Source organism: Pseudomonas sp. WS 5011 (genome assembly GCF_012985775.1).
GTDB classification, from domain to species: Bacteria; Pseudomonadota; Gammaproteobacteria; order Pseudomonadales; family Pseudomonadaceae; genus Aquipseudomonas; species Aquipseudomonas peli.
This window is the reverse complement of record NZ_JAAQXA010000010.1, coordinates 1-22,493: the sequence shown is the minus strand read 5'-3', so window position 1 is coordinate 22,493 and position 22,493 is coordinate 1. Positions and strand designations below refer to the sequence as shown.

The window sequence follows — 22,493 nt, the reverse complement described above, 5'->3', positions numbered from 1 at the left end:
GGCCAGTGGGTGCGGGAAAAGGAGGGGCAGGTATGCCTAAATTGACTTTGGGTCTTGATGCGGATTTGTACCGCTTGTTAGAGCAGGCAGCACAGCAGAACCAGATAAGCCTGGAAGAAGAGTGTTTGCATCGTCTTGAGGGCGGCGTTAGGCGTTCGCGCTATATGCATGCCTTGTTAGCCGATCTGCGCGCCGATGATGAGCAGCGGCGCGCGGAGCAAGCGGATAGCTGAGGCTTACAGGCCGCAGTCGGCTTTGCTGAAACGCTCGGTGGTCACTGGGCGGTTGCTTTTGTATTCGCTGAATTCATAACGCAGCGCCGCGCCGCGGGCCAATAACTGGCGATACCCGGTGTTGCGGCACACGCTGTTAGCCAGTTGTGCGCGAACCACATCCGGGTTGCCACGCATTTGTGCCGCATGCTCGCTGCGTACGCTGAGGTGGTTGACCAGCTCACTGCCATCAACGGTATAACCTTGATCAAGAATGTCTTCATTGATTGCCCGTGGCGTGCCTACGCTGCTCTCGCGCGCGACTTTTTCCAGGGTTTTGCTCAGCTCAAAGTCTTTCAGGGTAGCGGCATGGGCAAACAGGGGCAGACTCACTGCCAGGGTCAGGCTGATCAAACGCAGCATGGGGTTCTCCAAAGTCGATTCGCACCTTCTGACCGGCATTGCCGGGCAGAGGTTCAGTGGCGCCTATCTTACCCGTCTGCCGACACTTACGCAGTTACCACGGTAGGCCACGTAAGACGCACGGTTGAATACGCCTGAGCGGGCTTTGATAGACTGCCGCGCTTGCTGACCCCAGGATGACTCATGCCGTTTCTTCTTATCTGTCAGGTGTACGCCTGATGAGCCACGCTGTCTCGCGTTTACGCGCTGCGCGGATTGCTCGCAGTGCTAAACCATTTTTGGCCCGTGGTAGCCGCTCAGTGCGCTGTGACGAGTGCCGTTTGGTGATGACCCATTGCCTGTGTGCCTGGCGTCCGCGCATAGCTGCTACGTCAGCGGTGTGTCTGTTGATGCATGATGTCGAGGCGCTCAAACCGAGCAATACCGGCTGGCTGATTGCCGATGTGCTGGCTGATACGTCGGCATTCGGCTGGTCACGTGTCGAGGTTGATGCCGAGTTGCCGGCGTTGCTGAACGATCCGCAGTGGCAGCCTTATCTGGTGTTTCCGGGCGAATACGTGGCCGCCGAACGAGTGGTCAGCGAAGTTCAACCCGCGCCCGGCAAGCGGCCTTTGTTTGTGCTGCTGGATGCCACTTGGAGCGAGGCGCGCAAGATGTTTCGCAAAAGCCCCTACCTCGACAGCCTACCTGTACTCAGCCTTCAGGCTGAGCAGCTGTCACGCTACAAGCTGCGACGCTCCAAACGCGATGACCATTTCTGTACGGCCGAGGTCGCGGCACTGTGCCTAGAGTTGGCAGGCGACCAGCGCGCGGCGGATGGTTTGAATGCTTACCTGGATGTTTTTAGTCAGCACTACCTGGCTGCCAAGGCACCGCGTGCGGTGCCATTGGATGATCCGTTGCACGAACGCCTGCGCGCGTTTCTCTAGCGGCTAGTGGGTCAGTTTCTTGGGCCACAACTGCGCCAACAGCATGCCGGCAAACATCAGTGCGCAGCCGAAGTAGCCGCGCAGTTCCAGTGATTCACCGAGTAGCCAGGCTCCGGCGATGGCGGCGAATACCGCCTCCAGTGAGAGGATGATGGCCGCATGCGAGGCGATGGCGTCTTTCTGCGCCACCACCTGCAAAGTAAAACCAATGGCCACGCCGAAGATGCCGCCATAGAGAATCGCCGGTCCCGCGGCGATGATCGCGTCCAGCTGAATTTCCTCGAAGACTACTGCCAGCACCAGGCTGATTACCGCGCAGGTGATGAACTGCACCAGCGCCAGGCGCAGCGGGTCATGGCGCCCGGCAAAGAAGCCCACCAGCAGTACATGCACGCCCCACACGAACGCCCCGGCCAGTTGCAGCCAATCGCCGGAGGCCACGGTAAAGCCCTCGCCGACGCTAAGCAGGAACATGCCGACCACTGCCAGGCAGGCGCCCAACCAGATACCCAGGCCGGTTTTATGGCCAATAAAAAGCCCTAGCAGCGGCACGATGATCACGTACAAACCGGTGATAAAACCGGAGTTGGTCACGCTGGTAAACAGCAGGCCAACCTGCTGCAGGTTGATCCCCAGAGCCAGGGCCAAGCCCATCAGCACGCCGCCACGCAGCAACTGGCGGTTCAGTGGTGCGACTGTCGCGCTGTTGCTGCGACCTTCCAGCAGGCGTAGCACAGGCAGCAGAATCAGTGCTGCCAAGCCAAAACGCAGGCCGCTGTAGAGAAACGGGCCTACAGAGTCCATGCCCAGGCGCTGAGCAACAAACGCCGAGCCCCAGATCATGGCAGTCAGCAGCATTAACAGGTCGGCGCGCAGGGCGTGGCTTCGCATTTCAGGCTCTCGTCGGCAAAGCTGCGAACTGTGCCGCAAAGCGTCGTGCTTGACCACCCCGTCAGTGCTGGGCATGCTTGGTCGCTTTTCTGCGTTTTCAGGCTTGGTTGCGCCGCAACCCTGCGGCCTGTACGCATTGTTCACCGTGCCCTGGACAGTACCCTGGCGGGTACCCACATAACAAAAACAGGATTCACCATGGCCGCTTTTGAAATCCTCATTGCCGACGATCACCCCCTGTTTCGCAGTGCCTTGCAACAAGCGTTAACCCTGGGGTTGGGGCCCGATGTACGGCTGGTCGAAGCCGCCAGCATTGCCGAGTTGGAAACCTGCCTGGCACAGAAGACCGACTGGGATCTGGTTCTGCTTGATCTCAATATGCCCGGCGCTTATGGCTTCTCCGGCTTGGTGTTGCTCCGTGGGCAGTACCCGCATATTCCGGTGGTGATGATCTCCGCTCAGGAAGAGCCGTCCATCGTTGCGCGCTCGCGGGAATTTGGCGCCAGTGGCTTTATCCCCAAATCCAGCTCGCTGGAGACGATCCAGCAGGCAGTTCGCCTGGTGCTGGATGGCGAGGTCTGGTGGCCACAGCAAACTCAGGAAGCAATTGCCTTGTCGGCTGAAGCCAAAGCCGCCAGTGCAGGCCTGGCCAGCCTGACGCCGCAGCAGTTCCGCGTGCTGACCATGGTCTGTGATGGCTTGCTGAATAAGCAGATCGCCTATGAACTCAGCGTGTCTGAGGCCACGGTGAAGGCTCATGTGACGGCGATCTTCCGTAAACTGGGAGTGCGTACTCGGACTCAAGCGGCCTTGCTGCTGCAACAGCTGGAGTCGATTCCTTCACAAACGGACGGTTAAGCGTCCGTTAATCTTTGCCTGGCAGGCTTGCCGCGCTGTTTTCCTCCTATCGTTGTGATGACCCTCAATGTCTCCATTCAAAGGCCAGACCGGCCTTAAACGTGTACTCAATGCCACTGGTTACTCGCTGGCCGGCCTGCGCGCCGCTTTTACCGGTGAAGCTGCGTTTCGCCAGCTGTTGTTGATCAACCTGATACTCGTGCCTTTGGCGTTCTACCTGGATGTCAGCCGCGTTGAACGCGCCTTGATGGTCGCGGTATGTCTGCTGGCGCTGATCGTCGAGCTTCTCAACTCGGCAGTGGAGGCGGCCATCGACCGCATATCCCTGGAGCTGCACCCTCTGTCGAAAAATGCCAAGGACATGGGCAGCGCCGCGCAGTTCACCGCCCTCAGCCTGATTGCCCTGGTGTGGGCGATTATCCTGCTCGGTTAATCCGCCGTTTCAGGCAATCGTTGGCAGGACGATCTGGTCGCTGCGCGTCACGCCGGCGGTCAGGGCGCGGCACAGCTCGATGAACTCCCGCATGGCGGCGGTCTGGTACTTCTGTTTGTGCCAGATAAAGTAGAACTGCCGGCGCAGATCCAGCTCAGGAGTTTCCACCGCCACCAGGCTGCCGCGGCGAAAGGCATCGCGCAGCGCCAGGCGGGAAATGCAGCCAATCCCTAGGCCTGATTCCACCGCACGTTTGATCGCCTCGGTGTGTTCCAGCTCAAGGCGAATATTCAGACTGCTGGGGTGATGGCGCATGGCTTGGTCAAAGGTCAGGCGCGTACCGGAGCCTTGTTCACGCAGAATCCACGCCTCGCGCGTCAGCTCGTCGAGGCTCGCTTCACCGCGCTGCGCCAGCGCATGTTGCGGCGCGCAGAACACCACCAGCTCATCTTCAACCCAGGGCTGCACCTCGATATCCGGGTGCTGGCAGTCACCTTCGATCATGCCCATATCCAGTTCGTAGTGGGCAATCTGTTGCACCACATAGGCGGTGTTGTGTACCTGCAGCTTGACCCGGCACTCCGGGTGGCGCTGCATAAAACTGCCGATCAGCAGGGTGGCCAGGTAGTTACCGACGGTGAGCGTGGCGCCAACATTCAGCGAGCCGTAGCCGCTCTTACCGCCCAGCAGGCGTTCGATTTCTTTGGCCTGATCGAGGAATGCGACTGCTTGTGGCAGCAGTTGCAGGCCCAGTGCGTTGAGGCCCAGGCGTTTACCCGCGCGGTCGAACAGTTGGCAGTCGGACTGACGCTCCAGTTCGCTGAGTGAGGTGCTGGTGGCTGATTGCGACAGGGCCAGGGAATCGGCCGCGCGCGACACGCTTTCATGCTGGGCCACGGCGACGAAGACTTGTAATTGTCTGAGGGTAAATCGCATATCTATATAACCGATAACCTATATCTTGATAATCAAGTTAACAGATAATCTGCCGCTCATTACAATGCCGTGCAATTGCGCACAGGCGCGCAGGCGACATTACCTTTGCGGAGCTCCGAACATGAGCAATCTTAACGCCGAGCGCATTCTTAGCGTTCACCATTGGAACGACACGCTGTTCAGCTTCAAGTGCACCCGTGATCCGGGTCTGCGTTTCGAGAATGGTCAGTTCGTGATGATCGGCCTGCAGCAGGAAACCGGCCGTCCGTTGATGCGCGCCTATTCGATTGCCAGCCCGAACTGGGAAGAGCATCTGGAGTTCTTCAGCATCAAGGTGCCGGATGGCCCGCTGACCTCGCAGTTGCAGCACCTCAAGGAAGGTGATGAGATCATCATCAGCAAGAAACCCACCGGGACCCTGGTGCTGGATGACCTCAAGCCGGGCAAGCACCTGTACCTGCTCAGCACGGGCACTGGCTTGGCACCGTTTATGAGTGTGATTCAGGACCCGGAAACTTATGAGCGTTTTGAGAAGGTGATTCTGGTTCACGGCGTGCGCTATGTGAATGAAGTGGCCTACCGTGAATTCATCACCGAGCACCTGCCGAAGAATGAATTCTTCGGCGATGCGCTGAAAGACAAGCTGATTTACTACCCGACGGTGACCCGTGAACCGTTCGAGAACCAGGGCCGTCTGACCGATCTGATGCGCAGTGGCAAGCTGTTCCAAGACATTGGCCTGCCGCCGATAAATCCACAGGACGACCGCGCGATGATCTGCGGTAGCCCGAGCATGCTGGATGAAACCAGCGAGGTGCTCAACGAGTTCGGCTTGACCGTTTCGCCACGTATGCGTGAACCAGGTGATTACCTGATTGAGCGTGCCTTCGTCGAGAAGTAAGCCTGCCGTCATCAAAAGCCCGCTCATGGCGGGCTTTTTTATGCGCGCTATTCCAGCGCTAAGGCGCTGTGCGCACGGTTGCCGCCTTTCTGCTTGGCTTGGTACATGGCGTTGTCGGCATGTTGCAGCAGTTGCTGCTCGTCCTGGGCGTGCTGGGGGTACAGGGCGATGCCGATGCTGGGCAGGACGGTCTGGCTCTGGCCACACACTTCAAAGGGTTGATTGAGGCTCTGGCGGATTTTCTCGGCTACCACGCTGGCGTGATCGGTCGAGTGAAAGTCTTCTAACAGCACGACGAACTCGTCCCCGGCAAAGCGTGCCACCGTATCGGACTCGCGCAGGCACAGCTGGATACGTTGAGCGACACCCTGCAGCAGTTGATCGCCTGCAGCATGACCGAAGCTGTCGTTGACCTGCTTGAACTTGTCCAGGTCAAGGAACAGCAGCGCGACCTGCGACTGCTCACGACGTGCGCGGGCCAAGGCTGTGTGAAGGCGGTCACGCAGGAGTTCGCGATTGGGCAGTCGGGTGAGTTGGTCGTACTGCGCCATAAACTGCAGCCGGCTGAGCATTTGCTGGCGCTCAATGGCCGCAGCCACCTGGGTCGAGACGAATTGCAGTAATTCCTGATCACGTTCGCTGTAGCGGGTGGAGGCGCTGCTTTGCACCAGCAGTGCGCCGATGATGCCTCTGTGTGAGTGCAGCGGCACGCCCAGCCAGCTGTGTGGCGATTCAGGTTGCGGCCGGCTGGCACTGGGTAACAGCAAAGTGTTGCCGCTGCGAATGACCTGGGCACTCAACGTGACGGCATTCAGCGGCGAATCAGTCAACGGAATGGGAAGGGGTTCGGCAGGGTAGGGGAAGCTTAATTCGTCGTTTTGTTCGTCATACAAGGCGACGGAAAAGCTCAGGGTTGGCAACAGTTCGCCAATAATCTGATGCACCTGCTGAAAGAGGCCAAGCAGGTCCTTGGCCGAATGAGCGGCTTCGGAAATGCCATAAAGCGCGGTCAGCAGGGCTTCGCTGCGCTTACGCTCGGTGATGTCGTGGGCCACGGCGACGCGCACCTGATCATCTTCTGACCAGCGTGCAGACCAGAGGATATGGACAGTGCTGCCATCCTTGCGCAGGTAACGGTTTTCAAACTGTGGTTTATGCACCCCGGCCATTACTTCCTTTGCCGCCAGCAGGGTTTTGGCGCGGTCTTCGGGGTGGACCATTTCGATCATCACCTGGCCGATCATTTCTTCTGCGCTGTAGCCGAAAATGCGCTGGCAGGCCGCACTGACAAAAACAAAGCGGCCGCGTTTGTCGACCACGCAGATGGCGTCGAGCAGCAGATCGACAAGGTTTTCGGTCGGCGCGTAGGTGCTGGCTTTCATGCGTTCACAGTGTGTCGATGTGTGATGACGGTTTATCGGGCCGCTTACTGGCGCTTTGGCAGCATGACCCTTGCACTCACCATACCCGCAAGGCGTTGAACAGTGCACGTCTGTTTGTCGCCTGCAGGGCTTTGCCGATCACTGCTGACGGGCGTCTACTCAGTGTAGAACGCCGTGACGACGGCGTACTGCCTGTTATTGCGTGCTGCTGAAGCGCTGCCCGGAGACGGCCGGATGGTAGATCGGCTGTACCTTGTTACCGGCGGGGTCGAGCAGGTGGAAGCTGTGCGCGCCGTCACCATGGGCGAAGGGGCGGTCAAGCAGGGTCACGCCGTATGCCTTGAAGTAGGCGTACCAGGCGTGCAGCTCATCGATGCTGTCGACGATAAAGCCGTAGTGATCCACCGCCTGCTCGCCGCTGCTGGGCACAGAAGCGCGACCCAGGGACAGGTTGTCATTGCCGCAGGTCAGGTAGACCAGGTCTGGATTGGCGCGGTGCAGCACCTGCATGCCGAGAATATCCACGTAGAAGCGTTCGCAGGCTTCTAAGTCAGGGACCAGCAGGGCGATATGGCGCAAGCCATTGAGGCGACCGGGGCGTTCGAGCATGGTGAGTATCCTATTTTGTATACATTTATCTGGTAAATATAAGACAAAATAACTGATCAGCCTATGTGCGAGTGTGGGCTGGCGCGAGCTGGGTCAGCCGGCGGGTACGACTTCCAGCACGCAAATGCTGCCAGGCTGCGGGTAGTGCCAGTGCACATCGACATCCCAGAAGCAAGCGCCATAGCGGCGTTCCGGGCTGGGCTGCTGATAGGCGGGGCGCGGGTCCTGGGCCAGGCATTGCTCGATCAACTCGACCAGCGGCTCATTCAGGCGCTGCCCATGTTGGTTTGCCTGGATCAGTGCACTGTCCTGCCAGCTGACTTCGATCAGCGCCGGCGCGCTGTTGGCGATGCGGTTGTAGGCTCCGGCGACGCTGTCGGCATAGGGCACGTAGGGTTTGATATCCAGCACCGGGGTGCCGTCGAGTAGGTCGATACCGGACAGCCACAGTTTTCCAGCTTCGACCTTGTCCAGTTTGACCACCGACTGGCCGATGCCATTGGGCCGGTGGGTGGCGCGGGTGCTGAATACGCCGACCGACTGATTGCCGCCCAGGCGCGGCGGGCGCACCTTCAGGCGCGGCTTGTCTTCCAGCGCCTGGTGAAACAGAAACAGCAGCCAGACATGGCTGACCTGCTCCAATCCCTGCACTGCATCGCCGTTATCGAAGGGCGCGACCAGCTCCAGTACGCCACGGGCCGCCGGGGCCAATTGCGGCTGACGGGGAATGGCGAACTTCTCCTTGAAGCAGGAGCGGACAAAACCGATGGGCGAAACCGAGTAGGGCATGGCGGCGTGATCGAGTGAAAACGCCGCCATAGTACCTGACTAGAGGTGAAAACCGCCGTCGATGGGGATGATCGCACCGGTCATGTAGGCCCCGGCCGTGCTGGCCAGGCTGATCGCCAGAGCGGCCATTTCCTCTTCACGGCCCCAGCGCTGCATCGGGATCAGTGCGGTGTCTTCGGCCATGGCGGCCTCGTCGGTGGCGATATGCTGAGTCATCTTGCTCGGGAAGCGCCCCGGCGCGATGACGTTGACGTTGATATGTTGGCCGACCAGTTCGCGGGCCAACATGCGCGACAGCTGATGCAGCGCCGCCTTGCTCGGGCCATAGGCGTAGGCGTCTTCGCCGTGGGAGGTGATGCCGGCGACCGAGCCGATATTGATCACTCGTGCCGGATTAGCCGCGCTACCGGCCTTGCGCAGCAGCGGCAGCAATTGCTGGATGCAGCTGAACACCGAAGTCACATTGAGCTGCATGACCTTTTCCCAGCCCTTGGCCGGATAGCTTTCTAGCGGCGCGCCCCAGGTGGTGCCGGCGTTATTGACCAGGATATCCAGGCTGCCGATTGTGCCGGTCAATTGCTCGGCCAACACGTGCACGCCTTCCTCGCTGGCCAGGTTGGCGGCCATGCCGTGGCAGGTGCCAAAGGCTGATAGTTCGGCAGCGGTTTGTGCGCAGGCTTCGCCGTCACGGGCGCAAACGTAGACCGTGGCGCCGGCTTCGACAAAGGCTTTGGCTATCATTTTGCCGATGCCGCGGGTGCCACCGGTAACCAGGGCGGTGCGGCCTTGCAGGCTGAAGTAGGGGTGCATGGCGAATCCTTTTAACGGATGAGTGCCACTACCCTAATCATCTGACCGCGCCATGGCAGTCATCATTGCCCGTGGAAATAAGCTGCCATGCGGGCAGGCATGGCAGCGAGGCGTTGGGACTCAGCCGCGAACGCGCAGGGTTAGACCCTTAAGGAAGTTGCGCAGGAACTGGTCGCCGCAGGTGCGGTAGTTGCTGTGGCCGAATTTGCGGAACAGCGCGCTCATCTCTGGCTTGGAAACCGGGCAGTCGACGCTGTTCATGATCGTGTGCATGTCATCTTCTTTCAGCTCGAAGGCCACGCGCAGTTTCTTCAACACCATGTTGTTGGTGACGGGCAGCTCCAGCGGCTGAGCGGGGCGGCTGTCATCCTTGCCGCGCTTGAAGAACACCAGACCGTCGAGGAAATGTGCCATCAGCTCGTCGTCGCATGGGGTAAAGCCTTCTTCGTCTTCCTTCTTGAGCATGGCCGCGAGGTCGCTGGGAGCAACCTGTTTGCCGCTGAGCTTAATGATGTCGACCATCTGCGCGTCGCTGATGTCGAGGGTGTAGCGCAGGCTGCGCAGTACGTCGTTGTTAAGCATGGAAAGGTCCTGAAAAGGCGGCGGCCAAGGCAGCCGTTAAAAAATGATTAGAAGCGTTCTTTGCCGGCCAGGTAGCGCCATTGCCCAGGCTGAACCTTGGCCATCGACACACCGCCGATACGGATGCGCTTCATACCCAGCACTTTGAGGTCGACGCTGTTGCACATGAACACGATCTGTCCGGGCAGCGGGTTCTTCAAAGCGAAGCGTAGGCGGGTTTCGTTCTGCCAGCTGACCTTGCAGGGTGGCAAGGCCACGCCATTAAAAGTCAGGCCGTGTGCCAGGCGTTTGAGCTGACTTGCACTCAGGGTGCCGACGACTTCGACCACATATTCCTGCTCCAGTTTGCTCAGGTCTTCCTTGAGCTTGCGCTCGATGCGCCAATCCTGGGTCAGTACATGCAGGCCATCTGCGCCAGCTTGCAGCGGTGCACAGTTGATCAGACGGGCGAAATGGTCTTTTAACGGGCGAATCCCCGAACTGTCTTCCGGCCAGTGATTGGCCGAGCTGATGCCTTCCACTGCGCGTTCCGGGTTATGCCCATTGGGCACATTCAGAAGCAAGGTGACCGGCTCGATCGGCGCCAGGACGGCATTGGGCAGCAGTTCCACGCGCTGTTCAGCGACTTTGAACTGGGGCTCTTCTACGACCACACCATCCACCGTGACCCAGCCGCCTTCGATGTAGAGTTCGGCCTCGCGGCGCGAACAGCCAATCACTTCGATCAGGCGTTTGGACAGGCGAATGGGGTCAGTCATAAAAGCGGTCATCGGCAAAAAAAGGGCCGCCATTGTAACCGGACAGGCCCCCGGTGCACGGAACATCGGGCGAACGGCGGCGATAAAAGCTGTTGTCAGTATTGAGGCAGAGACAGGCAGGCAGGGTTGGCTTTGTCTTCGGCAATAAAAAACCGCTCCGAAGAGCGGTTTTTTCAGCGAGGTAGCGCTTAACCGCCCAGATAGGCGTCGCGTACCTTTGGATCGTTCAGCAGTTGTTCACCGCTGCCTTGCATGACGATCCGGCCGTTCTCCAGGACATAGCCACGGTCGGCCAGCTTGAGCGCCTGGTTGGCGTTCTGCTCAACCAGGAACACCGTCACACCGTCCTTGCGCAGCTGTTCGATGATGTCGAAGATCTGTTGGATGATGATCGGTGCCAGACCCAGCGACGGCTCATCGAGCAGCAGCAGTTTGGGCTTACTCATCAGCGCGCGGCCGATGGCGAGCATCTGCTGCTCACCGCCGGACATGGTGCCGGCGCGCTGGGCAAAGCGTTCCTTCAGGCGCGGGAACAGGTGCAGGACCTTGTCCAGCTGTTCCTGATTGTCGGCCTTGCTGCCGAAGAAGCCGCCCATCACCAGGTTTTCTTCCACGGTCAGGCGGGAGAACACCCGGCGACCTTCCGGCACCACGGCAATGCTCTTGCGCATGATGCTTGGAGTGTCCTGGCCGATCAGCTCTTCACCCTGGTAGCGGATGCTGCCACTGCTCGCCTGGGGCGAGCCGCAGAGGGTCATCAGCAGGGTCGACTTGCCGGCACCGTTGGCGCCGATCAGGGTGACAATCTCACCCTGACGGACTTCGACGTTGACGTCATGCAGCGCCTGAATCTTGCCGTAGAAGGTGGAAACGTTCTCGAAATACAGCATCACGCTTCCCCCAGGTAGGCTTTGATCACGTCCGGGTTGGCGCGGATCTGTTCCGGCGTGCCGTCCGCCAGGGGCGTGCCCTGGTTGATCACGTAGATGTGGTCGGAAATGCTCATGACCAGCTTCATGTCGTGCTCAATCAGCAGCACGGTGACGTTGTGCTGGTCGCTGAGCACGCGGATCAGCGCCTTGAGGTCGTCGGTCTCGCGCGGGTTGAGGCCAGCGGCTGGCTCGTCGAGCATCAGGATGCTCGGGCGGGTCATCATGCAGCGGGCGATTTCCAGGCGACGTTGCTGACCGTAGGCCAGGGTGCCGGCCGTACGGTTGGCAAACTCAGTCAGGTTGACCTGATCCAGCCAGTGCGCGGCAAACTCCATGGCTTCACGTTCGCTCTTACGAAACGCCGGGGTCTTCAGCAGGCCCGCCAAGTAGTTGGTGTTGAGGTGGCGGTGCTGAGCGACCAGCAGGTTTTCCACCGCGGTCATGTCCTTGAACAGACGCACGTTCTGGAACGTGCGCACCACGCCTTTGCGGGCGATCTTGTGGCCAGGCAGGCCTTCGATCTGCTCGCCATTGAGGCGGATGCTGCCGCTGGTAGGCTGATAGAAGCCGGTCAGACAGTTGAATACGGTGGTCTTGCCGGCGCCGTTTGGGCCGATCATCGACACAACCTGTTTTTCCTTGACCTGCAGGTTCACCCCGTTGACGGCCAGCAGGCCGCCGAAGCGCATGGACAGGCCGCTTACTTCCAGGATCGGGCGGCTCATTGCTTCAGCTCCAGGTGCGGACGTTGCATGGGCAGCAGGCCCTGCGGACGCCAAATCATCATCAATACCATCAGCGCGCCGAACATCAGCATGCGGTATTCGTTGAATTCACGTGCCAGCTCCGGCAGTAGAATCATCACGATGGCAGCCAGAATGATGCCCAGCTGCGAGCCCATACCACCCAGTACGACGATAGCGAGAATGATCGCCGATTCGATAAAGGTGAACGACTGTGGGCTGACCAAGCCCTGGCGCGCGGCGAAGAAGCTACCGGCGAAACCTGCGAAGCACGCACCGATGGTGAAGGCCGAGAGCTTGATCGCGGTAGGGTTCATGCCCAGGGCGCGGCATGCAATTTCGTCTTCACGCAGCGCTTCCCACGCGCGGCCGATTGGCATGCGCAGCAGGCGGTTGATCACGAACAGGGTCAACAGCACCAGCAGCAGGGCGATCAGGTAGAGGAAGATCACCTTGTTGATCGAGTTGTAAGCCACCCCGAAGTACTCGTGGAAGGTCTGCATGCCTTCAGCGGCCTTGCGGTCGAACGAAAGGCCAAACAGCGTTGGCTTGGGGATCGAGCCGATGCCATTCGGGCCACCGGTCAGCCAGGTCATGTTGTTCAGCAGGATGCGGATGATTTCGCCAAAACCCAGGGTCACGATGGCCAGGTAGTCGCCGCGCAGGCGCAGCACCGGGAAACCCAGGATAAAGCCGAAGAACGCCGCCATCAGGCCGGCAATCGGCAGGCAGATCCAGAAGCTCAGGCCGAAGTAGAACGACAGCAGCGCGTAGCTGTAAGCGCCCACGGCGTAGAAGGCCACGTAGCCGAGGTCGAGCAGGCCGGCCAGACCGACCACGATGTTCAGGCCGAGGCCGAGCATCACGTAGATCAGGATCAGCGTGGCGATATCCACCGCACCGCGCGAGCCGAAGAACGGCCAGGCCAGCGCGACGACGATCAGGCCGAGGACGATCCAGCGCTGGGTCGAAGGCAGGGTGAGGAACTCGCTGGCTTTGCCCGGCATGCTGGGCAGCTTGGGTGCATTGCTCCAGGCGGCGCTCAGGTGGTTGCGGAACAGTTGCCAGAAGAACATGGCAATCGAGCAGCCGAAGATGGTCCACAGCACGGCTGGGCTGGCGCCTTGCACTTCGAGCTTGATGCCGACAGTGGAGAGCTTCAGACCGATAACCGGGTAGGCCACGGCCAGCACCAGCAAGGCGCTGAAGATCGCGGTTCTGAGGTTTTGGGTAATGGAGGTCTTCATACTTTTTCAACCTCCGGACGGCCGAGAATACCGGTTGGGCGGAACAGCAGCACCAGTACCAGCAGGCTGAAGGCCACCACGTCCTTGTACTGGTCGCCGAAGATATCGGCACCAAAAGCTTCGGCCACACCCAGCAGCAGGCCACCGAGTACCGCTCCGGGAATGCTGCCGATACCGCCGAGTACCGCTGCGGTGAAGGCCTTGATCCCGGCGAGGAAACCCAGGTGTGGGTTGATGACACCGTATTGCATGCCCAGCAGCACGGCAGCGATGGCAGCCAGTGCGGCGCCGATGACGAAGGTCAGGGCAATGATGTTGTTGGTGTTGATGCCCAGCAGGTTGGCCATCTTGATGTCTTCAGCGCAGGCGCGGCAGGCGCGACCCAGGCGCGAACGGGAGATAAACAGCGTCAGGCCGACCATGACAAAGAAGGTGACGACGAAAATCAGTACCTGCATATAGGAAATCACCACGCCATTCATGGCGCTTTCGCCGAAGACGAAGTTGCCTGGTAGCAGGTTGGGGATCGATTTGTCCTTGGAGTCCTGCGCCAGGAGCACCTGGTTCTGCAGGAAGATCGACATGCCGATGGCGGAGATCAGCGGAATCAGACGGTTGCCGCCGCGCAGAGGGCGGTAGGCGACCCGTTCGATGCTGTAGCCATAGGCGCTGGCGACAATGATGCTGGCGGCAAAGGCCGCAATCATCACGATGGGTAAACTGTCCAGGCCATACATGGCCAGGCCGGCGACCACAATGAAGGCTACGTACGAGCCAATCATGTAAACCTCGCCGTGGGCGAAGTTGATCATGCCGATAATGCCGTAAACCATGGTGTAGCCGATGGCGATCAAGGCATAGGTGCTGCCAACGGTCAGACCGTTAACCAGCTGTTGCAGGTAGTGATAAAGATCAGGCATTGCCTAACTCCTGGGTTGTCACGCAAGGCAGCGCTTTTGGCGCAGCATGCAACCGGAATTCTTCTAATAAACAAAACCCACTGCCGAAGCAGTGGGTTTTGGGTTCAGGCTAAGAGCTTACTTGGCTTCGGACTTGGTGCCGTCCTGGTGCCATTCGTAGACGACGAAGCTGAAGTCTTTCAGATCGCCCTTCTCGTCGAAGGCCAGGGTGCCAGTTGGGGTGTCGAAGCTGTTGGCGCGCAGGGCTGCGGCCACTTTAGCGGTGTCGGTGTCGCCAGCCTTGGTGATGCCTTCGGCGATCACTTGTACCGCGGCGTAAGCCGGGAACACGAACGGACCGCTGGAGTCTTCGTTTTTGGCTTTGAACGCATCAACCAGCGCCTTGTTGCGTGGGTCCTGGTCGAACGACTTCGGCAGAGTAACCAGCAGGCCTTCGGAAGCTGGGCCAGCGATGGCCGAGATTTCCTTGTTGCCAACGCCTTCTGGGCCCATGAACTTGGCGCTCAGACCTTTCTCAGCCGACTGACGCAGCAGCAGGCCCAGCTCTGGGTGGTAGCCACCGTAGTAGATGAAGTCCACACCGGCTTGCTTGAGCTTGGCGATCATTGCGGAGAAGTCCTTGTCGCCGGCGTTGATGCCTTCGAACATAACGACTTTGGTGCCTTTGCTTTCCAAGGTCTGCTTGACCGCGGTAGCAATGCCTTCACCGTACTGCTGCTTGTCGTGGATCACGGCAACCGCTTTCGGCTTGACGTGGTCAGCGATGAAGTTGCCAGCGGTTGGGCCTTGCAGGCTGTCCAGACCGATGGTGCGGAACACCAGCTCGTAACCGCGAGCGGTGATGTCCGGGCTGGTGGAAGCCGCGGTGACCATCAGGATGCCTTCGTCTTCGTAGATGTCGGACGCTGGCTGGGTGGAGCTGGAGCACAGGTGGCCAACTACGAATTTAACTTCGTCGTTGACGATTTTGTTAGCAACGGCAACGGCTTGCTTTGGATCGCAGGCGTCGTCATAGACCACGCCTTCGAGCATTGCGCCGTTCACCCCGCCGGCCTTGTTGATCTGCTCGATAGCCATTTTGGCACCGATGAACTGCATTTCACCGTATTGCGCGACGGCGCCGGTGACTGGGCCTGCCAGGCCAATCTTGATGGTGTCAGCCGCTACCGAGTAGCTGGCAACGCCAGCCATGGCCATGGCGGCAAACAGTTTGGAAATCTGCTTAGTAGCCTTGTTCATAGTGCTCCACTCTTATTGGTTTTGATTGTTGTAGTTCTGGCGGCCAAAGCTGCAGAACCGGGTTGTTCCCCCGGTCATCCCCCCGGCAACTGTACCGGTGCAGTGTAGAGCGCGGCTTTGCGGCTTGAAAAGCGGCTTGCTGGGGGCAAAACCCTGAGGTGTCGCTTTAACGCAATAAACGTATAGAAAAACGGCGTGTCTTGATCACCGTTGGCAACGTCGCGAACAGCGTTGCGAATTTGCCAGCGGGCTGGTCGACGCTATCATGGCGGCCGATTAAAAAAGCGGTCACCAATGACAGGGCAATCCATGACAGAACAACCTAGCACCCTCTATGCCAAGCTGCTTGGTGAAACTGCAGCTATTACCTGGCAGGAGCTGCAACCTTTCTTCGCCCGTGGCGCCTTGCTGCTGGTCGACGGCACTCAGGATCTGATCGAAGTGGCGCAGGCTGTGGCGCAGAACGATCAGGAAAAAGTCGCCGCCTGGCTGGCCGCAGGTATCTTGAGTAAGGCTGACGACAGCCGCGCCGAAGACCTGCTAACCCGCGATCCAGAGCTGTGGGCGGTGGTAGTGGCGCCCTGGGTGCTGGCGCAGGAACGCATTGAGCGCGCGCCGCTGCACTGATCTGGCGCGCGTATCACGCTTTATCCAGAGCAACTATGCTGGCAGCACCATGGACTGATTGCAGGAGCTGCCAGCATGTTTGAACCCGGACATTTGCATCGCGCCAATACCTTGGCCACGACTGAGGCGCCGCTGTTTAGTGTCGACTTGCATTACGAAGTACGCCAGGACCCGACCGAAGGCCCGATGTTGCACATGCGCATGCATGGTCAGGTGGAGGGTAAAGCGTTTGAGGAAATCTTCGAACTGCACCGCGATACCGCCTTCAACTTCGCCAGCGTGGCCACGCGCCTGGCGCACAAGCATGGTTTGCCGACCAACAGCAGCCTGATCATGCGCAGCCACGCCGAGTACGACCTGATGTTCGAAGACATCCGCGCCAAGCTCGGCGCGCAGAGCGGCGAGCCGGTCAACCTCGATCATCTGGAAAAAGACGGCCTGTAGGCCTGTTGCTCGGGCGTTGACTGGCGGGACAGGTTCCGCAGCCACTAGGTTAAGATGGCGACCATCAATGAGTCGGAGTCTGCCTATGTCCACCTCCCTTCCTGCTTTGGCATTTGCTGGTATTGGCCTGATGGGTCTGCCTATGACCCAGCGCTTGTTGGCCGCTGGTTATCCGCTGAGCGTGTGGAACCGTTCCTCTGATAAGTGCGCGCCACTGCAAGCGTTGGGCGCGCAGGTGATTGCCAGCCCGGCGCTGCTCTGTGCTCGGGCCGATATCGTCATGCTTTGCCTGGCCAATACCGAGGTGGTGCGCGAGGTGGTGTTTGGCCCTGGCGGCATCGCGGAAATGGCCAAGCCCGGACAGGTGTTGGTGGACTTCTCTAGTCTGGAACCGGCCGCCACCCGTGAGATGGCAGCTGAGTTGCACGCCCGTTGCGGCATGCACTGGGTCGATGCGCCCGTGTCCGGCGGCACGCCGGGTGCGGCCAATGGCACGCTGGCAATCATGGCCGGAGGGCGGGTTGAGGACATTGAACGCGTTAGGCCGATTCTCGCGAATCTGGGACAGCGCCTGACACGCATGGGTGATGTCGGTGCGGGCCAGGTAACCAAAGTGTGCAACCAGATGATCGTCGCCTGTAACGCGTTGGTGATCGCCGAAGTGGTGGCCCTGGCCGAGCAGGCAGGGGTTGATGCCAGCTTGATTGCACCGGCGCTGGCCGGCGGTTTTGCCGATTCCAAACCGCTGCAGATTCTCGCGCCGCAGATGGCCGAGAGTCAGTTCGAGCCGGTTAAATGGCATGTGCGCACTTTGCTCAAGGATCTCGACACGTCGGTCAAACTGTCGCAGCAGGTCGGCTCTGCTACACCGCTCAGCGGTCTGGCCGCGCAGCTTATGCGCCAACACGGCAGCCAGGGCAATCTGGAGCGTGACCCGGCGACGCTGGTGCAGCTGTATCGTGCGCAGCAGCCTCAAGAGCCACAGTCATGAAGATCGCGGCCAACCTGTCGCTGCTGTTTACTGAGCTGCCGCTTATCGAACGAGTGGTGGCTGCCTCTGCAGCAGGCTTTGATGGCGTGGAATTCCAGTTTCCCTATGAGTTACCGGCTATTTGCCTGAAAGAGGCGCTGGAGGCTGCGGGCATGCCGCTGCGGCTGATCAACCTGCCCGCCGGTGACCTGATGAGCGGCGGCCCCGGCTTGGCCGCTGTGCCTTCGCGACAGACCGAGTTTGATGCCGCGTTGCAGCAGGCATTGAGTTATGCCGCGATGGTGCGTCCGGCGTTGGTCAATGTGTTGCCGGGTCGCCTGGCTGAGGGCGTTGAGCCTGAGCAGGCGTTGGCCTGTTTGATCGCTAACCTGAGCAAGACCGCCGAAGCTTTTCAGCTATTGGGGATCGGCGTGGTGGTAGAAGCGATCAATCCGCTGGATATGCCCGGCTTTCTGATCAATACCCCGGCACAACTGGATGAGTTGCTCAGGGCTGTGGGTCATCCCAATCTGGCGGCGCAGTACGACCTCTACCATATGGCGCGGCAGGGCCTGGATATACAGGCTGGTATCGCGCTGTTGGCAGGGCGTATCGGCCATGTGCAGTTTGCCGATTACCCCGGACGCGGTGCGCCGGGCAGCGGCGAGTTGCAGTTCGCGCCGTTGCTCAAGGCTTTGCGTGACGGTGGGTATCAGGGCTGGCTGGCAGCGGAGTACCGACCGGGAGAGGCCAGCACCCAGGCCAGCCTGAACTGGTTGAGTGAGTGGCGAGCAATGCTCGTCTGAATGAGGCGCCTGTTTTTCGCAGCGACTGCAGCGAAAAACAGGCGCTTCGGCCTTACTCTTGCGGATCTTCTTGGTACTTATTGAGCGAGATAACCCGAGTCTTGCCGATGCGGTGACGGTAGATCTCGCGCAGGTACTTGATCGCCTTTTTCACGCTTTCACGGGACAGGCGGATATCGTTGATCGAAACGAATTTATCCTGATCGTGGATCAACTCGCGGTACTTCTTCTCATACATCGGCTTGATCGCGTACCAGTTGGTATCGAGGATTTTCGCAGGGTTCTCGTACTCGTTAAGCATGGCATCGACCCGCACTTCGTCGAACTCCTCGCTCATGATGAAATCGAGAATGGCGTTGTCCAGGCTTTCATCGAAACGATGCGGGTCGCGGGCGAAGCAGCGCTTGATAAAGGCCACGATCAGCGTCAGGAAATCGTCCGACAGGCACGGGCTCTTGGCGATCAAGGTGGTCAACGACAGGTTGGCCGACGCGCCGATGACCAATGCATAGCGCTTCAATGTGGTGTTAGGGAACAAGCTATTGAGGTGGGTCTTCAGCCGGTTCAGGTCCATGTAGGACAGCTTATAGTCTTTCGGCAGTGAAACGATCGACACCACCGAGGAGCAGTTCTTGAAGAAGTGCAGGTCACTGAGTTTGGCGGCGTTGTAATCGGACTTCTTGTACTCATCCAGCGCTTCGCGATACCGCTTGGACTCGATCGGCAGCAGGCTGATGCCCTCAATGGCCTGGGTGACCTTGTTGAAGTGCGGCAGGTCGATGGAACGGAAGAACAGGTCGTCGATATTCAGGCGTGACGGTTCTTTGTCCAGTACGCGGAATTTGTCCAGCGCGGCGGTGCTTTGTTCAGGCACCACTGATTCGGCATACGCCACCGCCACTGGGCCGGCCAAGCTCATAAACAGGTCGTTGGCGTCCAGGCGAATGGTTTCGCCTATGTCGATGCCCGCGCGGCGGAAGTAGTTCTGGTCGTAGTCGGTGGTCACCGCCTGGGCGGTGAGGATGTTGAAGATTTGCTGCGAGATGTACTGGTTGGCGTGACGCTCCATGGCGTTGACGTCGATATTCTGGATATTGCCGTCATCGCTTTCCTCGGCGTAGCGCATGATGTCGTTGGAGATCAGCATCATCGCGTTCCAGGGGCGGATGCGACGCATCACGCTTTCTTCGCTGTTCTCTTCATTGTCGAAGTTGTAGGAGAAATCCCACTCCTCGGCGAGGTACTTACACAGCAGGCGACCGGCGTTGATGTGCAAGGCTTCGGACATCTCGCTGCGTTGGTCGGAGATGTTCGGCAGGATGCAGATGCCGCTGGTGAAGATCGGCTCGAAGACAAAGCTGTGGTCGCGGTTTTCCGGGGTTTCGTCGAAGCTCTTGGTGTCGAAGGTCTTGCTCATGTAGGCGAATTGCTGGGCCAGGCCGAACTCTGAGGCCATGCCCGAGCCGGTGCCGCCGCCGGCGCTGAAAATGTAGAAGTACAGGCGCGACTGGTTGGCCTTGATGCCGCAAGAGTCGATCAGGTAGCTGTGAATAAACTTCCAGTCTTCATTGGTAAAGCGCTGGGTGTCTTTGTTGAGGATGATCTTGGCCAGGTACTGCCCGAGGATCGGCGCGTTACCGGCGCCGCCGGCATGCACCTCAGAGAGGTCCATGATCTTCATCTTGCTGTAGTCGCTGAGGAAACCGCTGGTTTCGCCCTTGCGCGAGAAGCGGATGCGCCCCTCGATGTCCTTGTCCAGATCGCCGAGCATGACCAGTGGCTCGATCAGAAATACTGGCTTGCTGTCCTTGCTCGGTGCCCGCAGCAGGTTGCTGCGAATCCAGCGGGTCGGGCGGAAGTCCTGTTCGGCAACGGTTTTTTCTTCGCTTTTGAATTCGCTCAGGTAGAACTGCCGAGCGTTGTAGACCAGTGAGGCGACATCTAGGGCGATGTTCGAGCCGCAGCGGCCAAGGCCAATCAGGCACACCGATGGGAAATGCTGTACACGTCGGTCGTTCTCTTCGTCATGTGGCGCTGGGGGAAAGACCAGGCTGCGCAAACCGTCGAGGTTGTCGAGGATGCGATCAATGTCGCGCTCGGTGAAATACATGTATTGCTCACCGCTGCTGTCGATGCGCACCGGTACCAGCGGTGCGGGGGGCGGCAACGGTTCAAGCGGGGCCAGCAGCGTATCAGCCAAGCCCGCCAGTGTGGCTTCGGTCGCAGGTGGGGTCACAGCGTCTTTTTTTGTTTTCATTTGGAGACAGTCCGGCGGCTAACGAGGGTGGAGCGGCAAATGGCCACATTTCGCTCAACAGGCTTGTTTGTAGCATGAAAAATGGAAAATCTCGCGGTTTCACATGGTTTTACTTAGGCATATTCGGAGTTTTTCCGATGCACTTTGTGACCTGGGTGCTTGCTCGGGCGCCCATTACCCGGCATACACACCACAAATAGTCACAGACAGCATAGTCGCAAGGCTCTAGATTGCGCCTTCACGTGCTGGATACAGCGGTTGGCCAAGCGTCACCGACTTGCTTCGATAACAACAATAGAGATGGATTCCATGCAGCAGCAGTCCCTTCAAGCGACGAATGCCTGGCGCATTCTGTTCCTGCTTTTTCTCGCCAACCTGTTCAACTTCTTCGACCGCACCATTCCTGCGATCATCATTGAGCCCATCCGTATGGAGTGGAATCTCAGTGACTTGCAGCTGGGCTTGATCGGTACCGCTTTTACCATCGTCTATGCGATTGCCGGCATCCCGCTTGGGCGCATGGCCGATACCGGTGCGCGGCGCAAGATCATGGGTTGGGGCCTGGCGGTCTGGAGTGGCCTGACGGCGGTCAACGGTCTGGCCTGGAACTTCTGGAGCTTCCTGCTGATTCGCATGGGCGTCGGCATTGGCGAGGCCAGCTATGCACCGGCGGCCAACTCGCTGATCGGCGATCTTTTCCCAGCGCACAAACGTGCGCGGGCCATGGGCATCTTTATGCTCGGCCTGCCGATTGGCCTGCTGCTGGCGTTTTTCACCATTGGTGCGATGGTCAAGGCGTTCGACAGCTGGCGTGCCCCCTTCTTTATTGCCGCCGTGCCGGGACTGATCCTCGCGCTGTTTATGTTCTTCATCAAGGAACCCAAACGCGGCGCGGCCGAGCTGGTGCAGTCGCGCACCACGCCGGTGGAAAAACCCCTGCGCAAGGTCATGGCAATCCGCACCTTCTGGTGGCTGGTGATGGCCGGCCTGGCCTTCAACTTCGCCACCTATGCCTGCAACTCGTTCATGGTGCCGATGCTGCAACGCTACTTCCTGATGCCGCTGGAGCAGGCCGCGATGGCCACTGGGGTAATCGTTGGGTTAACCGGCTTGGTCGGCCTGACTCTGGGCGGCTGGCTGGCAGACAAGATCCACCAGCGCTGGCAGACCGGCCGGCTGCTGTTTGCCGCACTGAGCATGTTGATTGCCTCTGTCGCCACGGGCTACGCCCTGCTGGCCGGGCAAATTGAAATCGCTGTGTTCGTGGCGCTGTTCAGCATTGGCTGGCTGTTTGCCTACAACTTCTACACCTGTGTTTACACTGCGATTCAGGATGTGATCGAGCCCCGTCTGCGTGCCACTGCCATGGCGCTGTTCTTCGCCGGGCTGTATCTGCTTGGTGGCGGCCTTGGCCCATTGGCTGTGGGTATGCTGTCGGATCACTACTCCCATGCAGCAATGCTCGCCGCTGGGGCCAGTGAAATGAACGAAACCTTCAAGGCGGTTGGCCTGCATAACGCCATGTATCTGATTCCCGTAGCCTTGATGCTGACCATGGTGGCGCTGTTGCAAGCCTCGCGCTGCTTCGTCGCCGATGCGGCTAAGATGCAGCAGGGTATGACTGAGGCGGTACCTGCCTGACCCAAAAAACAAAAGGCCCGCATCTGCGCGAGCCGTTCGCTTAATCTGTTGAAAACCTAAGGCCCGGTGAAGTACAGGATATCCTCGTATTTCACTGGGCCTTTGGCTAATCCAAGGCGCATAGCCGGTGTTTTCTTGTCCTTACCGCCCTTCA

The 22,493-nt window shown here is 59.3% G+C and carries 25 protein-coding genes; 10 read left to right on the top strand and 15 right to left on the bottom strand.

All coding sequences use genetic code 11. From position 1 onward, the window contains the following. Window positions 1–32 precede the first annotated feature (32 nt). On the top strand, window positions 33–233 hold the full coding sequence (locus tag HBN63_RS12400; RefSeq protein WP_170049620.1) for a hypothetical protein: 201 nt from the start codon (window positions 33–35) through the stop codon (window positions 231–233). Window positions 234–236: 3 nt separating this feature from the next. Here HBN63_RS12400 and HBN63_RS12395 read toward each other — a convergent pair whose 3' ends face one another. Further along, the gene (locus HBN63_RS12395; protein ID WP_090248333.1) at window positions 237–635 is read right to left on the bottom strand and encodes a quorum-sensing-regulated virulence factor family protein; all 399 of its coding nucleotides are present in this window, start codon (window positions 633–635) and stop codon (window positions 237–239) included. Between the two features lie 218 nt (window positions 636–853). On the opposite strand from HBN63_RS12395, the gene HBN63_RS12390 reads away from it, so the two are divergent. After that, window positions 854–1,564 carry a tRNA-uridine aminocarboxypropyltransferase gene (locus tag HBN63_RS12390; protein ID WP_090248332.1) on the top strand — a complete coding sequence of 237 codons (711 nt, stop codon included), beginning with the start codon at window positions 854–856 and terminating at the stop codon, window positions 1,562–1,564. A gap of 3 nt (window positions 1,565–1,567) precedes the next feature. Here HBN63_RS12390 and HBN63_RS12385 read toward each other — a convergent pair whose 3' ends face one another. After that, entirely contained in the window at window positions 1,568–2,455 is an 888-nt protein-coding gene (locus HBN63_RS12385) for a DMT family transporter (RefSeq protein ID WP_170049619.1), read from the bottom strand. 198 nt (window positions 2,456–2,653) lie between these two features. On the opposite strand from HBN63_RS12385, the gene erdR reads away from it, so the two are divergent. Next, window positions 2,654–3,313 carry a response regulator transcription factor ErdR gene (gene erdR / locus HBN63_RS12380; protein WP_170049618.1) on the top strand — a complete coding sequence of 220 codons (660 nt, stop codon included), beginning with the start codon at window positions 2,654–2,656 and terminating at the stop codon, window positions 3,311–3,313. 67 nt (window positions 3,314–3,380) lie between these two features. Beyond that, window positions 3,381–3,746 (top strand): diacylglycerol kinase, encoded by a 366-nt coding sequence (locus HBN63_RS12375; protein WP_090387581.1) that lies wholly within the window; start codon window positions 3,381–3,383, stop codon window positions 3,744–3,746. 9 nt (window positions 3,747–3,755) lie between these two features. Here HBN63_RS12375 and HBN63_RS12370 read toward each other — a convergent pair whose 3' ends face one another. Then, a complete protein-coding gene (locus HBN63_RS12370) occupies window positions 3,756–4,682 on the bottom strand; it encodes a LysR family transcriptional regulator (protein ID WP_090248326.1) in 927 nt (308 codons plus the stop codon). Between the two features lie 121 nt (window positions 4,683–4,803). On the opposite strand from HBN63_RS12370, the gene fpr reads away from it, so the two are divergent. Beyond that, the gene (gene fpr, locus HBN63_RS12365) at window positions 4,804–5,583 is read left to right on the top strand and encodes a ferredoxin-NADP reductase (RefSeq protein WP_090248324.1); all 780 of its coding nucleotides are present in this window, start codon (window positions 4,804–4,806) and stop codon (window positions 5,581–5,583) included. A gap of 47 nt (window positions 5,584–5,630) precedes the next feature. Here fpr and HBN63_RS12360 read toward each other — a convergent pair whose 3' ends face one another. The 11 genes from HBN63_RS12360 to HBN63_RS12310 form a co-directional block, all read right to left on the bottom strand. After that, a complete protein-coding gene (locus HBN63_RS12360) occupies window positions 5,631–6,965 on the bottom strand; it encodes a GGDEF domain-containing protein (protein ID WP_170049617.1) in 1,335 nt (444 codons plus the stop codon). A gap of 195 nt (window positions 6,966–7,160) precedes the next feature. Then, the gene (locus HBN63_RS12355) at window positions 7,161–7,574 is read right to left on the bottom strand and encodes a VOC family protein (protein WP_170049616.1); all 414 of its coding nucleotides are present in this window, start codon (window positions 7,572–7,574) and stop codon (window positions 7,161–7,163) included. A 93-nt stretch (window positions 7,575–7,667) separates the two neighbouring features. Further along, window positions 7,668–8,363 (bottom strand): tRNA (N6-threonylcarbamoyladenosine(37)-N6)-methyltransferase TrmO, encoded by a 696-nt coding sequence (tsaA, locus tag HBN63_RS12350; RefSeq protein ID WP_170049615.1) that lies wholly within the window; start codon window positions 8,361–8,363, stop codon window positions 7,668–7,670. Between the two features lie 39 nt (window positions 8,364–8,402). Then, a complete protein-coding gene (locus tag HBN63_RS12345) occupies window positions 8,403–9,173 on the bottom strand; it encodes an SDR family oxidoreductase (protein ID WP_170049614.1) in 771 nt (256 codons plus the stop codon). Between the two features lie 120 nt (window positions 9,174–9,293). After that, on the bottom strand, window positions 9,294–9,755 hold the full coding sequence (locus HBN63_RS12340) for a DUF1456 family protein (protein ID WP_090248320.1): 462 nt from the start codon (window positions 9,753–9,755) through the stop codon (window positions 9,294–9,296). Window positions 9,756–9,802: 47 nt separating this feature from the next. Next, window positions 9,803–10,513: an rRNA pseudouridine synthase gene (locus HBN63_RS12335; RefSeq protein WP_170049613.1), complete on the bottom strand. Its 711-nt coding sequence runs from the start codon at window positions 10,511–10,513 to the stop codon at window positions 9,803–9,805. A gap of 188 nt (window positions 10,514–10,701) precedes the next feature. Next, complete coding sequence (locus HBN63_RS12330) at window positions 10,702–11,403, bottom strand: ABC transporter ATP-binding protein (RefSeq protein WP_090248318.1); 702 nt, start codon at window positions 11,401–11,403, stop codon at window positions 10,702–10,704. Further along, the gene (gene livG, locus HBN63_RS12325) at window positions 11,403–12,170 is read right to left on the bottom strand and encodes a high-affinity branched-chain amino acid ABC transporter ATP-binding protein LivG (protein ID WP_160015649.1); all 768 of its coding nucleotides are present in this window, start codon (window positions 12,168–12,170) and stop codon (window positions 11,403–11,405) included. Before livG ends, HBN63_RS12330 begins: the two co-directional genes overlap by 1 nt. After that, the gene (locus HBN63_RS12320; protein WP_090251117.1) at window positions 12,167–13,423 is read right to left on the bottom strand and encodes a high-affinity branched-chain amino acid ABC transporter permease LivM; all 1,257 of its coding nucleotides are present in this window, start codon (window positions 13,421–13,423) and stop codon (window positions 12,167–12,169) included. Before HBN63_RS12320 ends, livG begins: the two co-directional genes overlap by 4 nt. Window positions 13,424–13,431: 8 nt before the next feature. Next, entirely contained in the window at window positions 13,432–14,355 is a 924-nt protein-coding gene (gene livH, locus HBN63_RS12315) for a high-affinity branched-chain amino acid ABC transporter permease LivH (protein WP_090248315.1), read from the bottom strand. 117 nt (window positions 14,356–14,472) lie between these two features. Next, window positions 14,473–15,594, bottom strand: a complete 1,122-nt coding sequence (locus HBN63_RS12310) for a branched-chain amino acid ABC transporter substrate-binding protein (protein ID WP_090248313.1) — start codon at window positions 15,592–15,594, stop codon at window positions 14,473–14,475. 309 nt (window positions 15,595–15,903) lie between these two features. Between HBN63_RS12310 and HBN63_RS12305 the strand changes: the two genes are divergently transcribed. The 4 genes from HBN63_RS12305 to HBN63_RS12290 all read left to right on the top strand — a co-directional run bounded on the left by HBN63_RS12305 (window position 15,904) and on the right by HBN63_RS12290 (window position 18,441). After that, complete coding sequence (locus tag HBN63_RS12305) at window positions 15,904–16,221, top strand: DUF2288 domain-containing protein (RefSeq protein ID WP_160085096.1); 318 nt, start codon at window positions 15,904–15,906, stop codon at window positions 16,219–16,221. A gap of 75 nt (window positions 16,222–16,296) precedes the next feature. Next, complete coding sequence (locus tag HBN63_RS12300; protein WP_170049612.1) at window positions 16,297–16,665, top strand: DUF5064 family protein; 369 nt, start codon at window positions 16,297–16,299, stop codon at window positions 16,663–16,665. Between the two features lie 85 nt (window positions 16,666–16,750). Beyond that, window positions 16,751–17,656, top strand: coding sequence for an NAD(P)-dependent oxidoreductase (locus HBN63_RS12295; protein ID WP_170049611.1), 906 nt, complete (start codon window positions 16,751–16,753; stop codon window positions 17,654–17,656). After that, window positions 17,653–18,441: a TIM barrel protein gene (locus HBN63_RS12290; RefSeq protein ID WP_170049610.1), complete on the top strand. Its 789-nt coding sequence runs from the start codon at window positions 17,653–17,655 to the stop codon at window positions 18,439–18,441. Before HBN63_RS12295 ends, HBN63_RS12290 begins: the two co-directional genes overlap by 4 nt. 52 nt (window positions 18,442–18,493) lie before the next feature. On the opposite strand, the gene HBN63_RS12285 is transcribed toward HBN63_RS12290, so the two are convergent. After that, window positions 18,494–20,698, bottom strand: coding sequence for a hypothetical protein (locus HBN63_RS12285; protein ID WP_090248305.1), 2,205 nt, complete (start codon window positions 20,696–20,698; stop codon window positions 18,494–18,496). Window positions 20,699–21,007: 309 nt separating this feature from the next. Between HBN63_RS12285 and HBN63_RS12280 the strand changes: the two genes are divergently transcribed. Beyond that, window positions 21,008–22,339 carry an MFS transporter gene (locus HBN63_RS12280; protein ID WP_160085092.1) on the top strand — a complete coding sequence of 444 codons (1,332 nt, stop codon included), beginning with the start codon at window positions 21,008–21,010 and terminating at the stop codon, window positions 22,337–22,339. The last annotated feature ends 154 nt before the right edge of the window (window positions 22,340–22,493 follow it).

Excerpts from the sequence above, each read along its gene's own strand:
- HBN63_RS12400 (WP_170049620.1), top strand. The coding sequence starts at position 33 with ATGCCTAAATTGACTTTGGGTCTTGATGCGGATTTGTACCGCTTGTTA.
- HBN63_RS12395 (WP_090248333.1), bottom strand. The coding sequence starts at position 635 with ATGCTGCGTTTGATCAGCCTGACCCTGGCAGTGAGTCTGCCCCTGTTT.
- HBN63_RS12390 (WP_090248332.1), top strand. The coding sequence starts at position 854 with ATGAGCCACGCTGTCTCGCGTTTACGCGCTGCGCGGATTGCTCGCAGT.
- HBN63_RS12385 (WP_170049619.1), bottom strand. The coding sequence starts at position 2,455 with ATGCGAAGCCACGCCCTGCGCGCCGACCTGTTAATGCTGCTGACTGCC.
- erdR (WP_170049618.1), top strand. The coding sequence starts at position 2,654 with ATGGCCGCTTTTGAAATCCTCATTGCCGACGATCACCCCCTGTTTCGC.
- HBN63_RS12375 (WP_090387581.1), top strand. The coding sequence starts at position 3,381 with ATGTCTCCATTCAAAGGCCAGACCGGCCTTAAACGTGTACTCAATGCC.
- HBN63_RS12370 (WP_090248326.1), bottom strand. The coding sequence starts at position 4,682 with ATGCGATTTACCCTCAGACAATTACAAGTCTTCGTCGCCGTGGCCCAG.
- fpr (WP_090248324.1), top strand. The coding sequence starts at position 4,804 with ATGAGCAATCTTAACGCCGAGCGCATTCTTAGCGTTCACCATTGGAAC.
- HBN63_RS12360 (WP_170049617.1), bottom strand. The coding sequence starts at position 6,965 with ATGAAAGCCAGCACCTACGCGCCGACCGAAAACCTTGTCGATCTGCTG.
- HBN63_RS12355 (WP_170049616.1), bottom strand. The coding sequence starts at position 7,574 with ATGCTCGAACGCCCCGGTCGCCTCAATGGCTTGCGCCATATCGCCCTG.
- tsaA (WP_170049615.1), bottom strand. The coding sequence starts at position 8,363 with ATGCCCTACTCGGTTTCGCCCATCGGTTTTGTCCGCTCCTGCTTCAAG.
- HBN63_RS12345 (WP_170049614.1), bottom strand. The coding sequence starts at position 9,173 with ATGCACCCCTACTTCAGCCTGCAAGGCCGCACCGCCCTGGTTACCGGT.
- HBN63_RS12340 (WP_090248320.1), bottom strand. The coding sequence starts at position 9,755 with ATGCTTAACAACGACGTACTGCGCAGCCTGCGCTACACCCTCGACATC.
- HBN63_RS12335 (WP_170049613.1), bottom strand. The coding sequence starts at position 10,513 with ATGACTGACCCCATTCGCCTGTCCAAACGCCTGATCGAAGTGATTGGC.
- HBN63_RS12330 (WP_090248318.1), bottom strand. The coding sequence starts at position 11,403 with ATGCTGTATTTCGAGAACGTTTCCACCTTCTACGGCAAGATTCAGGCG.
- livG (WP_160015649.1), bottom strand. The coding sequence starts at position 12,170 with ATGAGCCGCCCGATCCTGGAAGTAAGCGGCCTGTCCATGCGCTTCGGC.
- livH (WP_090248315.1), bottom strand. The coding sequence starts at position 14,355 with ATGCCTGATCTTTATCACTACCTGCAACAGCTGGTTAACGGTCTGACC.
- HBN63_RS12310 (WP_090248313.1), bottom strand. The coding sequence starts at position 15,594 with ATGAACAAGGCTACTAAGCAGATTTCCAAACTGTTTGCCGCCATGGCC.
- HBN63_RS12305 (WP_160085096.1), top strand. The coding sequence starts at position 15,904 with ATGACAGAACAACCTAGCACCCTCTATGCCAAGCTGCTTGGTGAAACT.
- HBN63_RS12300 (WP_170049612.1), top strand. The coding sequence starts at position 16,297 with ATGTTTGAACCCGGACATTTGCATCGCGCCAATACCTTGGCCACGACT.
- HBN63_RS12295 (WP_170049611.1), top strand. The coding sequence starts at position 16,751 with ATGTCCACCTCCCTTCCTGCTTTGGCATTTGCTGGTATTGGCCTGATG.
- HBN63_RS12290 (WP_170049610.1), top strand. The coding sequence starts at position 17,653 with ATGAAGATCGCGGCCAACCTGTCGCTGCTGTTTACTGAGCTGCCGCTT.
- HBN63_RS12285 (WP_090248305.1), bottom strand. The coding sequence starts at position 20,698 with ATGAAAACAAAAAAAGACGCTGTGACCCCACCTGCGACCGAAGCCACA.
- HBN63_RS12280 (WP_160085092.1), top strand. The coding sequence starts at position 21,008 with ATGCAGCAGCAGTCCCTTCAAGCGACGAATGCCTGGCGCATTCTGTTC.